The following is a 14,284-nucleotide window of genomic DNA, read 5'->3' on the forward strand; positions in this document are numbered from 1 at the left end:
ATAGAAAAGAACTGATGGAAACATTTTTAATTCGTGCCCTGCAGCTCATCATGAGTCTCTCATTACTTGTTGTGATTCATGAAGGTGGGCATTTCCTTTTTGCTCGTTTATTTAAAGTCAGGGTAGAAAAGTTTTGTCTGTTTTTCGATCCATGGTTCACTCTTTTCCGATTTAAACCGAAGAAGAGTGAGACCGAATATGCCGTTGGTTGGTTACCTCTTGGGGGTTACGTAAAGATTGCCGGTATGATCGACGAATCGATGGATACGGAGCAGATGAAACGTCCGGAGCAACCTTGGGAGTTTCGTTCGAAACCCGCTTGGCAACGGTTGTTTATCATGATTGGAGGCGTGTTGTTTAACTTTATATTGGCGTTATTTATCTATTCGATGATTCTTTTCGCTTGGGGCGATGAATACATCCAAATACAGAAAGCGCCGTTGGGAATGGAGTTTAACGAAACGGCTAAAACAATTGGTTTTAGAGATGGTGATATCTTATTGTCGGCCGATGGGAAAGCCTTCGAACGATACGATGGGGATATGATGAGTCAGTTGGTGGAGTCGAGTGCGGTAACCGTGCTTCGCGAAGGCCAAGAGGTATCGATCAATATTCCGGAAGATATGATGCAACGTTTGATGACCGATAGTGTACGTTTTGCTAACTATCGCATTCCTTATGTGGTCGATAGTTTAGTCCTTAACTCTCCGGCAGCTGCTGCGGGACTTCAGGTTGGCGATAGCATTATTGCCATGGATGGACAGTCGATTTCATTCTCTGATTTCTTATATGAGATGGAACAACGCCGCCAGGGTAAAGCATCGGTGGCTAATGATTCGGTCGATAATCATCTTTTCGCATTAACTTATAGTCGTGCGGGAGTGATCGATACATTGACTATGCGTGTAGACTCGGCCTATAAGATGGGAGTGATTGCTCGTATGGAAACCACTAAGCTGTTGCCTACTATCAAGAAAAACTATACATTCTTGGAGTCTTTTCCTGCGGGGATTAGTTTAGGCGTGAAAACGTTAAAGGGCTATGTGAGTAACATGAAATATGTCTTCTCGAAAGAGGGCGCTAAACAGTTAGGTGGCTTTGGTACTTTAGGCAGTATCTTCCCGGCAACTTGGGATTGGCATCAGTTCTGGTATATGACTGCTTTCTTATCGATTATTCTAGCCTTTATGAATATTCTCCCTATTCCGGCATTAGACGGCGGACATGTTTTGTTCTTATTCTATGAGATCATTGCTCGTCGCAAACCGAGTGAGAAGTTCATGGAATATGCGCAAATGGGAGGTATGATCTTATTGTTTGGCTTACTGCTTTGGGCGAATCTAAACGATATTTTGCGCTTCTTCTTTTAAAAGAGTGGTCTGAGCCTTTTGCTCTATCCAATCAAGAGAGAAGGACGAGATCGATCGCTTTCTCTTGATTATAATGCATCCCTTTATTTCATCCTTTGGGCGTTAGTCGAAGAATGAAATAAAGGGATTGTTCTTTTTAAAATTTTACGCTCTTACTCTAAATAGCTGATGATGGTGTGCGATAATTGTTAGAAGTTACGGTGAGGCGATGGTGGAGTAATGCTGAAGTGATGCTGAAATGATGCTGAAATGGTGGTGTAGTGATGATGCAGTAATGGTGGAATAACAGTGGAGTAATGTCGAAGCGATCGTGAATGGGCGGCGAATCGATCGTGAGTTGATTATCACGGTGTCTGAGCGAATGCTCTTGTTGATCTTAGTGGCTGTCTCCTTGATCTTAATCGTTAGCAGCGTTTCATTAGCCGGTGATGCCGTCGGATTTTTTGAGCCCTCGAACGAAGGCTCTTCAGCCCTCGAAGGTGGGCCCATGAGCCCTCGAACGAAAACCGAAGAGCCCTCGAACGAGGGCTCAACTCCAGCTATGGACAAAACGGCTAATTGCCTTTTAGTTGCGATTATACAAGGTTCGATTAGACTTAATTGTATCGGCTTATTTTCTTCGGACCATGTACGACGCTTCTTCCCTTATTTGAGATGGAGAATGCGCTGGTTGCTGCTGCCTCGAAACTCTAGGAAAGGGGAATAAAGATCCTGTTCAAACCGACCGTCGACGAGCACATCGATGTATTGAAGGACGGCATAAAGTTTGGGATCGTTTTTGATTTCTTCGTAGGTGTATCCGGTATAACACCAAATGTTCTGTTGAGTTTCGGCCTTGAGTCGTTGTGCCAAGGTTAGCAACTCTTCCGGATGATAGAATGGATCACCGCCCGATAGGGTGACGCCGTCGAGCAAGGGGTTAGCGTTGATTTCGGCAATAATGTCGGTGGTCATCTCCTCTGTCAGCGGATGACCGGCACAGGGATTCCAACTCTCGGGGTTATGGCAGCCCGGGCAATGGTGCGAACAGCCTGCCAGATAAATGGAGTATCTGATGCCTTCGCCATCGACAATGGTTTCTGAATAGGTATTTAAGAGATTCATTGTGGGTCTAGTGCTCTACGATAAAGATGAAAACAACATGGTTCACTTTCCGCACGGAAAAGCAGACCATGTTGTCCAATAAAAAAGGGTTGATGAATTATCCGTGTTTTACACGGTCGTGCTCTTCAGCTCTCTTGGCTGAGTTCCACGAATTTAAATCGCCGGTCAGATAACCGGTGATGCGGCGCATGCGAAGGATGTTCTCGCTCTGACAAACCGGACATTTATCGTATATCACCCCTTTATAGCCACAATCGTTACACGTGTCTACCGGGTGGTTGATCGATCCGTAACCGATGCCTTGGTCGTGCATGACTTTAACGATCTTAACGATAGCACGCACATTCTTCTGAGCTTCACCATCTAGTTCGACGTAAGTAATGTGTCCTCCCTTAGTGATGGCATGGAATGGGGCTTCGCATTTTATTTTTTCGACGATGTTGATCGGTTCTTTGACATCGACATGGAAAGAGTTGATGTAATAATCGCGATCGGTCACTCCTTCTATCACCCCATATTTGCGGCGGTCCATCCTTGTGAAACGACCGGACAAGCCTTCTGCAGGTGTAGCCAAGACCGAATAGTTCAGTTGGTAGCGTTCTTTATAATCGTTTGCTACTTTGTTCATCTCTTCAACGGCTGCATAAAGCGTCTCCCAAGCTTTCGAACAGTGGCCGTGTCCTTTACCGTAAAGGGCCATCATGGCGTTGTGTCCACCGATGAATCCAATTCCTAATGTTCCACTGCGAAGAACATCGCCGACTTGTTCGTCGGGATGAAGGTTGGCTCCACCTTTCCAAACGTCGTTGGCCATCATGAATGGGAATTGACAAGCCAGCGCTGTGCGTTGGTATTGATAGCGTTCGTTGAGTTGTTCGGCAATGAGCGTGGCTTTTTCATGTACCATCTCTAAGAAACAGTCTTTCGCTTTTTGTTCGATAGCCTCTTGATGGTGTTGGTCTTCAACCATGCCTTCTGCTTTGATCCGGGCTTCAATGGCCAATCTTGGCAAGTTCATGGTGGTGAACGAGAGATTACCACGACCTAAAGAGCTTTTCTCTCCCCAGATATTTTCGTAAACGCGTGTGCGGCATCCCATGGTTGCCAATTCGTAGCGGTAGCGTTTTGGATCGTTGGCATCCCACTTGTCGTTGGTGTTGAATGGGGTATCGAGGAACATAAAGTTCGGGAATAGCGCTTTTGAGGTGGTCTGACAAGCTTTCAGCATCAAGTCGAAGTTGGGCGTGTCGTAGGTTAGCTGCATCGCTTCTTCGATGGTGCTTGCTTTCATCGCTTTCTCGAAGTCTTGCTCTGAATAGGAGATGCCGTCTTTCACTTTAAAGATCTGGATTGGGAAAACGGGTACTTCACCTCTGGTACCTAATCCTTCGATGGTGGCTTTAAGAAGTTCTTCGATCACCATACGGCCTTCGGCTGAGGTGTCTGTTCCATAATTGATGGAACTGAAAACCACTTGGTTTCCTCCTCTAGAGTGCATGGTGTTCAGGTTATGGATAAACCCTTCCATGGCTTGATGGGTATCTTTGCGGGTGAGCGCAAAAGCTTTGTCGATAATTGGCTGTAGATGATGCTCGTCGATGGTTGCTCCTATTTTGCCGAGAGCGTCGCATAGCGCATTGCGTTCGGCTTCGCTGTTGCGGAGTGAGGGCAGGTGTAATTCCACTAACTGACGGATCTCTTTCTCCTCCAAAGTTAGGTTTTGTTCGATTAACGAGCAGAAACTCAATAGTGAGGTTAAATGTTTACGGAACGACTTGCCAACCCCTTTAGCCATGAAGAAATCGAATGCCGGAATGGCCTGTCCTCCATGTTGTTCGTTTTGGTTGGTCTGGAAGATAATCGTTGCCAATGTCGCATAACTTTGAATGCTCTGTGGGGTACGTATGCTTCCATTTTTAGTTCGGAACCCCCGTTCGAACAAATCGTCCATATCGTATTGTATGCACGTTGTGGTTTTAGTGGGGTAGTAATCTAAATCGTGAATATGGATATCACCAAGTTGATGAGCTTCGGCAAATCGTTTCGGCAATAGATAGCGATAGGTATAGTCTTTCGTGACTTCCGAAGCAAATGTCATCATTTGCCCAGCAGGCGTGTGACTGCTCATGTTGGCATTGCTTAGATTGACATCATTCTTGTCAATAGCTACAATACCATCCATGATTTGTTTCATTTGAGTTTTTTTACCGCGTTCGGTGTTTCGCCATTCGCGGTAGATGATATACTTTTTAGCAACCTCAGGACGGTTTTTCATCAGTTCCTTCTCAACCAAGTCTTGAATCTCTTCAACAGTGATGGTTGGAGCGGTAAACTTGTCGATTACACTCATCGTGATATCGGCGATAAGTTGTTGCTCGTCTTTAATTCCTGTAGCATTGAATGCTTTTCCGATGGCGTTCTTGATTTTGCTAATAGAGAAATCTTCTCTCTTACCATCGCGTTTGATGATACAAATTTCTGCGTAGTTCATAACTTTAACTCCCGAAAGTGTTAGACAATAATGTTTCTTCTGTTTGATTGTGGCAGGTCTTCTGACTTATCTCTCCTTCGCACGCCTTCCCATGTCTTGACAAAGTGACGTAATGTGCGGATTCCTAGAGAATTACAGCAGCGGGTACTGTCGCCGAATTACACAGCGTTCCCTCATGACTAAGTCGCTTTTAGTACCGTAATCGATTACAAAGATAGAAGTTCTATCTATAAAAACAAGTCTATATATTGAAGTTTTTTTGGGCAACTTTTCTTTCTTGTTGATATCTAAAGTTTTCCGTTTTGGAAAACTTTTTTAGTGAAAATCGCTGTGAAATTTCTCTTTTTTTATTAAGGGGGTGGTTCGATTTTAGTTTATAAGCTTTTTAGTTTTGAGACTTTGGAGTCTTAAGGTTTTGGAGAGTTGGATAGAGTGTTGATATGAACAAAAGTCGCTATAACCTATTATTTTGTTATAGCGACTTTTGTTAGATGAATCTTTTGCTATTGATTGATTTTCTTAGCTGTCCTATTGTGTGGGATTGTCTTTTTTCAAGACGACTTTTCCGCTGTATTGTTCAGAAATGATTTTTCGAAAGGCGATGAATTCTATGTAGTCGTCTTTGGAATATACTCCTTTGTGCATTAATAAGCGGTAAGTGGCAACGATCTCGTTTTCATGAATGGAGATTGAGGACTTAAACGTTCCAAATTTGCTTTTCATCTCTATGCTTTTGGGATAACCTTCCACACTGTATCCATTCGGTATTTTGATGCGTATACTGTCGGTGTCATGGTAGCCATAACCGATGGATATCGGTGAATGACGAGTCGTTAATGGCGGGTTATAAAAGCTACGACGGAAAATATTGGTGGGGATAAAGAGGCGATTGCCCGTTTTATGCCCATATTGATCGGTTTGAATCTGGTAATCGATCGTGATTTCCGGATGATCGGTTTTATTCTCTTTAATTTTGATTTGATCAATCATAGCATGGGTGAGCTTGATTTCTTCTCGAAGTGCATCTTTTTGTTTATTCGGTTCTAAGTCTATGATTCCTGACTGATGGTCATATTGGAATAAACGGGAGATTTCTTCTACTGTGATCGTTGCCGATCCGGTTGGCGATATACTTACCGTGGCTTTGTTGTTTTGGGTGTTGAGAGAGTCCGGATAAAGCGGAAGGCGATAAACCTTTCCTCCTTCCGGGGTAATCAATAGTCCGTCGTGTCCCGCTATTTGCTGATGGATATATCCAAAAGGAAGTCTAGGGTTGGTGCATTCTAACCACAAGGTATCTTGGGGGAGAGGAACTTGTAAAATGATGTGATTCATCTGGTTGGCACTGGCGAAATCAGGAATTAGACGACTGTTGGTTGTGCTAATGACGGTGTAGGTAGAAGGGATGCCTAATTCTTTCAGCATTGCTTTAGTGTAATTTGACAGTGCTTTGCAATCGCCAAACCCAAATTCTGCTACTTCACTTGCCGGTGCCGGTTGGAATCCACCTATACCCAACTGTATGCTGACATATCGGGTGGTTTTTGCTAAATAGTCGTAAATGGCTTTCACTTTTTCTCTGTCGCTTTTGCAATGGGCGGTCAATTCATGTACTCGCTGTTTCATGGCGTCAGTGAGTTCGTCGCGTCCGTTTAGTAATTGTTGAGTCCAATTTCCAAAACTTTGCCAATCCTTTAAGCATCCGGTGGTTTTGTCATAGACAAAATCTGTTGGTGTTAGATAAACATAGGGGATAAGGTTCTTCAGTGGCAAAGAGAATGGTTCTTCTTCTATGGCTGCGAGGTTTGAAGCCGTGGCTTTAATCCTATTTTCTCCTTTTTCTCCTTTCGATCGTTCGATCTTAATCAGATCTTTGGTTGGAGATAGGACGCGAATGTTACATTCCATATCGCTTGGGTACTCTAGGTCGTATTCTGCTTTTTCTATACTCTGGTTGTAATCTGTTTGCGGAACAAATGGAGTGAAACCAATAATCCCGTCATTACACTCTGTTTCCCATTCATAAGTCACGGTAAATGGGTAAACAGGGTAATTACATTCGTAAAAAAAGAAATAATCGTCTGTGCTCAAGGCCGAACCAGAGTACTCGGTCCGTTGTAAATCGGACTTTTTAATTTTTCTCACTCGTTTACCTGAGGCATTGAATAATTCGCCGGAAAAACTTTTTAAGGAATTAAATTGGTCACAATTACACACAAACTTAGTGGCTTCAAGTCCTTTTTCATTGAGTATTGTAATCGTTAGACTTTCCTTATTTAGACTTTGAGTTTTCGACTTGCAAACAATTGTAATCTGATGATTCTTAATAATAGAGTAAGCATTTTTAGTCAGATCTTGTGCGTGAAGAGGTAAACTACTACACAGACATATTGCTATTAAAAGAGGTATAACTGTTTGAATGGATTTCATATGAATTATAACGTTTGGTTATTTGCATCTGCCTTTTTGAGAACCAACATTTCATTATTCTTTTCAACAATGGTCTCGAAGAATTTTTTCAAACTAGGATATTCTGTTGATAGATACAAGAGTTTGTTTTGTTTGAATACGTATTTGATGGAGACTGTTTGTTGGTTTACAGCAGAGTAGTAGCGACAAATTGACTGTCCATCTTCAGAATTAATACTTGTAGATTTTGGTAGTTCGTCCACGGTATAACCTTCTGGAATTCTTAATATAACGGATAAAGAGTATTCTTCTTGATAAGGCATCTCGAGGGGTAAATTTCTTTGTACGTCTGTAAATGGACATTTACTCATATGCAGAAAGATTAGTGGATTAACATAAATGAGATCGCCATTAAGTGTCGCTTGTTTCTCAAAATTGAATGACTCTTTTACTTCCGGTGAGAATAGGTCAATATTTTCTAGATTGAATTGAGTAATTTTAATATTCTCTCGGGTCTCTAGGTTGCGAATAAATTCGCTACTATCTTTTACACTATGATATTCTTTACGAATACCTGAAGCATATTGACCGATGTATTTGGTTTGGCGTTGACCGGAAATGATTCCGTTGGATGCTATTGTTGCATTGACAGCACCTCTTAATAAGCTTTTCCCACACTGACTGAGGTTGACCCAGGTCTCTCCATTTTTGTGACCGATGACATGTGCTCGCTCTACCATTAAATTGGGAGGCAGAATGTTTAAGAATCCGGTATTTGAGGAACCGTCAAGATAGACTAAAGTACTATCGGTGTCAGCAATGGCAATAACGAAAGTGTTTAATTTATCTATAGAAGGATGGGTCATGGGTAATATTCCACGTGAACGTCGACTCATAACTGCCGGATAACAATCGATCTTAGCATCTTTCAATAGACTCATTAAGATAAAGTTGATATCAGCATTACTTCCAGTACCATTTTTTGCTGCTTTTTTAGTATCATAGCTATAGAGCGCGTAATCATTATTCCAAGAGATCTTTTTTTTAAGGAACGAATAGAGTGTTGCAATTTTCTCATAAATGTTGTTTGTCTTGTCTAAACCTAAGCTAGGCATTTCATCTCGGTAGGGATTGCGCATTTTTAATCGACCTCCAAAGTCGTCGTCGTCTAGTAGTAGATCGTCTATTTCTTTCCAATTTTTGGTAAATGATTTGTAAGGAGAATTTGGGAAGTTGATTCCGCTTAATTCAAAAAGTACTCCACTCCGGTAGTTTTCTGCACACCAAATGTATTTATCCGCTTTAAGAGCAGGTAGTTGATGTCCAGTAAAAGTCAGATTCCTTGCAGAACAATTTACCCGTTCACTTTGTCCACCCCCATAGTTAATCGTGAATTGTTGATTGTCGCTCTGATCTTTGGTTTCTAAGTGGTTTCTACCACGCATCTCAAGATTAAAAATGAAATATTCGGGAATTTTAATTTCGTGTTGAGTAAATAACACTGGAATATCTTTTTGAGCTTCCCAAGGTAAAAGACGATAATAGAGATCGGATGTTAGGGTGTATTTGTACTCTAATATGGTTCCAACTTTAACGTTGGGAATCGTAAACTTTATCTGCATATAGTTTTTGTTAATCCGTTCTTTAAAGATTAGATCGCGATCCATTTTTGTTCGAACCATTTTCCCTTTTTCCATATTGTATGATGAAGCATTGATTCCGCTTACGACTTCTTTGACTAAGGAACTCTTCTCATTCATGTAATAGGGAATAATGACATTTGCATACGACGTTCCGTCGGCTTTTAATATTTTTATTTTGACTTGGTAGTCATAGGCTACTTGGAACTCATTGGCAATTACATCATATCTTGTATTACTTAAAGAATATAGTACAACGGCTGAAGCTGTTGTGTCTGGTGCATAAGTGCTCATCGACAACTCTTCGTCCGACGGTTTGCCAAATTTTAGACTTGGTTCGATAATTGAGGTTTTTACCTCATTGGCTATTCCGAATATTGTGACTAAACTAAGGAATGCCGTAGTTAGAAGTTTTTTCATACGTTTTATATTTTCTTTAAGACAATTAAATTTCTACTTTTTTCGACAATTGTATTCCAGATGGTTTGCAATTGTTTATATTGGTTGGCTTGTAATATCGATTGATTAATCTGAAACGTATAATTTAAGGTTAATCGGTTGCTTGTTCGCTGAATGACATATTTGCATGATAGAGTTTTATCTTCTGTGACCATCATCATACTTTGAGGGACTTCTTCAATCTCATATCCTTCTGGAATTGTGATATCTATATTTTCGTTATGGGAATATGGATAGGGAAACTCGATCGGAAGCACTCGTTCTGATTTCGTAAATGGGTTGTTTATGGGCTGTACTAGCAATAGGGGATTAATGTAAAGATGCTCTTCATCTGCTTCGATGGGAATAGTGAAATGGAAAGATTCTTTTATTTGTGAAGGACAGAATCCTAAAGATTCTTGTCGATAATTTGCTATCTTACAATTCCATAAACTTTCCTTTTCTTTGATGATTTTTAAGGTGTCTTTATTAAAAAGTTCTGACTTAAATTCTGTTGCTTCTTGACCTTCGTATAAACTCATACGATGTCCTACAATTTGTCCCCTCTCCATTTGAGCTTTGGTGATCGTTTTTGTAGAGTTGTTAGAGAGTGACATAAGGTCAATCCATCTGCTTTTTTCTTCTAACTGTGGATTTAAGATGCGGGCTTTATTTACGAGTAAATTAACGGGCAGAACGTTAAAATCGACTGTTTGCATCGAACCATCTAGGAATAAATAATGATTGGGTGATTCTTCTACGGCTACAATGAATGTGTTTAGTTTATCGATGGAGGCGAAGAAAACGGGCAATCGTCCGCGGTCGCGCGTACTCAATACTACGGGATAAGCTTGAATACCTAGATCTTTGAGCATGCTGATAAAAAGGAAATTCAAATCGGCATTGCTTCCTGTACCGTTTTCTTTGGCCTTAAGCGGGGAGTCGCTGACTAGTCGGTATTGATTGTTCCAGGTCATATTGTTTTTTAGCAATAGGAACGTTTTCATAATCTTATCTCTTTGACTTATAGAACTGTTCCTAATTTGTATGGTTTGTTCTTTAAAAGGATTGATTAATGATCTGAGGAGTTTTCCGAATCTTTCATCTCCTTCATTCAATAGAGTCTTATCTACATCTTCCCAATTTTTAGTGTAGGGTTTATACCCCTCAACCGGAAAGTTTGTACCTTGTAGGTCGAAACTGATTTGTATTTTATAGTCATCCGGATGCCAACAGAAGCTTTCGTCTTGTTTTAGTGGTTCTATATAGCTTGAACTAAATGTTAAGTCGCGTGCACTGATAAAGAAGTCTTGGCTAATTTGGGCAATGTCGGGAGTTCTCTGTTGTGTGAGAGACATGACTCCTTCTTTCTCAGTTAAATCGATTCGATCTCTTCTTGTAAATTCAATATTGTAAATGAAGACATTGGGAATGACAACATGATATTTATTGTGTATCACTGGAATGTTTTCTTGTATTTCCCAATTCTCTATTTCTCCATAATGACTTATTCTATGACTGTACTTGTATTCAATGATAGAGCCCACCTTGACATTCGGAATAGTAAATTTTGCGACCATGGTATTCTCATCAAATCGTTCATAAAAGATGAGTTTGCTTTTCATCTTGGTTTTGACAATTTTTCCATTTTCTAAGTTATAGGCTGTTGCGTCTATATCCAGAATATCGTCTTTATCTTTATCGGGTTTAGTCGGTGAATAATAAGGGATGGAAATATTTGCAAGATCTTTACCTTGCTCTTTAAGAATACGAATGCGGAAGGCGTGATCGGTTAATAAACCGAATTGGTTTTGCTTGTAAGTAAATTTGGTGTCTCCGGTGTGAAATAACATGATTGCTGTCGAAGTTGTATCACTGTTGAATGCGGCAGTAGTGAGTTCTTCTTTTGAAACCTTCCCAAATTTCAAAGTGATTTCCGGAATCTTACTTTTTATATTTTCTGCAAATAAAGATAAATTTAGGACAAATATAAAGAATATAAATACTGAATTTTTCCTCATGACAATAGTATAAGATTTAATATATTTTGCGAAAATATAATAAAAAAATGAGAAAAAGTTTTCTTTTCCTCATTTTTATCATAAATATTTTTTGAAATATATGTTATACTAATTGTTTAATCCAATTTTCTCTATCTCCTGGTAATAGATCGATAACGGGTATTTCTATTAAGGTATAACACCCTGGCAACTGAACTTTTGAGGCTCTGGCAGCACAAACTAAAATTTGGGCAGTTAGTGCTGGGTTGTTAATTTTCATGTTAAATTCAAATAATTGATTTTGAGTTTTACCTGATACGCCTTTACGAGTTAAATTAACTCCATGTCCCATGTCTAATAGATTGTCGACACAATCAACTTGTTTGACATGTGTTTCGTCGTGAATAAAATAATCGTCTGTTTTTATAGCATTGGCGATTTCTTCAAATGAGTATCCATTTTCTATCTCTACATAAACCATGCGACGGTGAATACTTGTGCCGGTAGGAATGGTCATGGATAAAGCCGCTTTTACACCTTTAATAGCTTTGACAGCCACTGTGTGCCCCATGCTCATTCCAGGCCCAAAATTAGTATAAGTAATTCCCTTAGGGGCAATAGCTTCAAGTAGGGTGCGTACGATAGAATCACTTCCCGGGTCCCAACCAGCGGAAATGATAGATACGGCTTGGCTTGCTTTGGCTACTTCGTTCAAGTTGCGACGTAGGTCTATAATTCCGGTATGGATATCGAAACTGTCAACAGTGTTAATACCTTGTTCTAAAAAGGATTTAGCATATTGCTCGACGCTTCGTGTCGGGGTGCAAAGAATGGCAACGTCAACTTCTCCAAGTTCTTTTATATCACTAACAACAGGGTAATCATTCAACTCTTGAGGTTTATTTTCTGCTCCGTTGCGGCGAACGATACCTGCTATTTCAAAATCGGGGGCAACTTCAAGAGCTTCTAATACATAGTGGCCAATATTACCATAGCCAACAATGGCAGCTTTGATTTTCTTCATGATTTTTTTGTGTATAATTTAGTAGAATCTATTTTTTACAAAAATAGCTTTTTCTGATGGAATATTTTTTTGAGGTGCTTCTTTTTTTGCTTCTATTTGTTGATCTACACAAATAAGGTCTCTGTTTTTTTCTTTTTCTTTTCGGTTCATTTGCTTTTCTCTGTTATCTTTGTACTATTATGATAGAATATGTAAGGGGCGAAATTGCCGAACTTAGTCCGGCAACCGCAGTAATCGATTGTAATGGAGTGGGTTATGCTCTTAATATATCGTTGAATACTTATACCGCTATTCAAGGAAAGAAAAGCTGTAAACTGTTTGTTTATGAGGCTATTCGTGAAGATGCGTATGTGCTTTATGGCTTTGTCGATAAGCAAGAACGAGAGATCTTCTTGTTGTTAATCTCTGTTTCGGGTATTGGAGGTAATACGGCACGAATGATTTTGTCGGCTCTTTCAACGGCTGAATTGGTTAACGTGATTGCCACAGAGAATGTTGGAATATTAAAAACGGTGAAAGGCATTGGATTAAAAACAGCTCAACGAGTTATTGTGGATTTGAAAGATAAGATTAAAACAACGACAGTTGTGTCAGATGTTGCTATCGGAGGAGGAGTCCTGAATATCGCAAAAGCTGAAATACAAGAAGAGGCTATCTCTGCTCTGACCATGTTAGGCTTTGCGACGGCGCCATCTCAAAAGGTCGTGGTGGCCATTTTAAAAGAAGACCCTAATGCTCCTGTGGAACAAGTCGTAAAATTAGCTTTAAAACGATTGTAGCCGATGAGTACAAATGTGATTTATATGAAAGAGTGGCTCGATCGACATCAACGCACTTCAAAAGTAGCTACCGATCAGTGGTATTTGAATTTTGCTAACACGTTGTATATCAGTTTTGATGAGGAGTTTGATTTGGAAGTGGATGCTAAATCTCAATATAAGGATTTGGCTCTTTCATTGGCTCTTTATCTAGAAGACTGTGTTGCTGAAGGCGGGGAATGGAATCAATTTATTCATTGGCATTTTCGCCTTTATTCCAAGTATCTTCCTTTTTATCAACTGACTGAAGAGTATATGCTTGATGAAATTAATAAAGAAGATATTTCTTTATTAGTTTGGATGTCTTTTTCTCAGGTTGCCGAAAATGAGATAGCTGATCCCTTCGATTCGAGTTTATTGGAACTTTCTCAATTGGCTTATGAGATGTTAGATGACTGTTTTGAAGAAGCTCCCATTAGTGAGAATCTTTCTCGTCACTGGTTGCATGACTATCCGTTTATGAAAAAAGAGTCTACGGCGGTTGAATTGGTAACTTCTCAGGAGGCTTCTTCGACAAATGTGAAACGCTTCTTAATGGCTAGCAATGACGCTCCTTTGATGTATTTTGATTCTTATTCTGCGCTACGACATTTCTTTGTAGAGTCTTTAGGATGGGACGATCAAGATGATGAGTTTATGTTTGCTTTAGGTGATGCTCAGAACTTTGTGTTGTATGGTAATGCAAAAGGTTTGCTGATTGGTACTGATGTGGCTTGTTTCTTTGCAGATTCTGGCAACTCTTGTTATGATGCTGAAGAAGCTAGGAAGTATGGATATATGATGTTTACTTGTGAAGGATTATGCCCGTTTGATCTTTTAAAATATGCTTATTCTAAAGGGCTTTTACCTGATGTTGAGCTACCTTTTGAGAATGGGAAAACTTTATTACGTGAGAATTGGGATTTTATTGCCCGTTGGTTTTTAGGAGAATATTATGAAGGAGATTAGAAAATGCCTATAAAAAAGAAAGCAAATCCATTTGCCGGCAAA

11 protein-coding genes and 1 riboswitch are annotated in these 14,284 nt (G+C 40.0%); of the genes, 3 read left to right on the forward strand and 8 right to left on the reverse strand.

Translation table 11 applies throughout. The annotated features are described in order from the left end of the window. Positions 1–14 precede the first annotated feature (14 nt). A complete protein-coding gene (gene rseP, locus AC4PG5_RS12935) occupies positions 15–1,370 on the forward strand; it encodes an RIP metalloprotease RseP (RefSeq protein ID WP_492029270.1) in 1,356 nt (451 codons plus the stop codon). 195 nt (positions 1,371–1,565) lie between these two features. On the opposite strand, the gene AC4PG5_RS12940 is transcribed toward rseP, so the two are convergent. The 8 genes from AC4PG5_RS12940 to AC4PG5_RS12975 all read right to left on the reverse strand — a co-directional run bounded on the left by AC4PG5_RS12940 (position 1,566) and on the right by AC4PG5_RS12975 (position 12,626). Next, complete coding sequence (locus AC4PG5_RS12940) at positions 1,566–1,859, reverse strand: hypothetical protein (protein WP_492029271.1); 294 nt, start codon at positions 1,857–1,859, stop codon at positions 1,566–1,568. 156 nt (positions 1,860–2,015) lie between these two features. Beyond that, positions 2,016–2,474, reverse strand: a complete 459-nt coding sequence (gene nrdG, locus AC4PG5_RS12945; protein ID WP_492029272.1) for an anaerobic ribonucleoside-triphosphate reductase activating protein — start codon at positions 2,472–2,474, stop codon at positions 2,016–2,018. A gap of 97 nt (positions 2,475–2,571) precedes the next feature. Then, complete coding sequence (locus AC4PG5_RS12950) at positions 2,572–4,965, reverse strand: anaerobic ribonucleoside triphosphate reductase (protein WP_492029273.1); 2,394 nt, start codon at positions 4,963–4,965, stop codon at positions 2,572–2,574. 34 nt (positions 4,966–4,999) lie between these two features. Then, a riboswitch (cobalamin riboswitch) is annotated at positions 5,000–5,181 on the reverse strand. Between the two features lie 312 nt (positions 5,182–5,493). Further along, on the reverse strand, positions 5,494–7,395 hold the full coding sequence (locus AC4PG5_RS12955; protein ID WP_492029274.1) for a DUF3858 domain-containing protein: 1,902 nt from the start codon (positions 7,393–7,395) through the stop codon (positions 5,494–5,496). A gap of 5 nt (positions 7,396–7,400) precedes the next feature. Next, positions 7,401–9,434: a DUF3858 domain-containing protein gene (locus AC4PG5_RS12960; protein ID WP_492029275.1), complete on the reverse strand. Its 2,034-nt coding sequence runs from the start codon at positions 9,432–9,434 to the stop codon at positions 7,401–7,403. 5 nt (positions 9,435–9,439) lie between these two features. After that, the gene (locus AC4PG5_RS12965) at positions 9,440–11,473 is read right to left on the reverse strand and encodes a DUF3858 domain-containing protein (RefSeq protein ID WP_492029276.1); all 2,034 of its coding nucleotides are present in this window, start codon (positions 11,471–11,473) and stop codon (positions 9,440–9,442) included. A 103-nt stretch (positions 11,474–11,576) separates the two neighbouring features. Next, on the reverse strand, positions 11,577–12,476 hold the full coding sequence (locus tag AC4PG5_RS12970; protein ID WP_492029277.1) for a diaminopimelate dehydrogenase: 900 nt from the start codon (positions 12,474–12,476) through the stop codon (positions 11,577–11,579). Between the two features lie 18 nt (positions 12,477–12,494). Beyond that, positions 12,495–12,626, reverse strand: coding sequence for a hypothetical protein (locus AC4PG5_RS12975; RefSeq protein WP_492029278.1), 132 nt, complete (start codon positions 12,624–12,626; stop codon positions 12,495–12,497). Between the two features lie 29 nt (positions 12,627–12,655). Between AC4PG5_RS12975 and ruvA the strand changes: the two genes are divergently transcribed. Together ruvA and AC4PG5_RS12985 are read left to right on the forward strand one after the other, a co-directional pair. Beyond that, positions 12,656–13,255 (forward strand): Holliday junction branch migration protein RuvA, encoded by a 600-nt coding sequence (ruvA, locus tag AC4PG5_RS12980; RefSeq protein ID WP_492029279.1) that lies wholly within the window; start codon positions 12,656–12,658, stop codon positions 13,253–13,255. A gap of 3 nt (positions 13,256–13,258) precedes the next feature. Further along, positions 13,259–14,242, forward strand: coding sequence for a DUF3843 family protein (locus tag AC4PG5_RS12985; RefSeq protein ID WP_492029280.1), 984 nt, complete (start codon positions 13,259–13,261; stop codon positions 14,240–14,242). Positions 14,243–14,284 lie beyond the last annotated feature (42 nt).

This window comes from Bacteroides sp. QWL-09 (assembly GCF_058683585.1).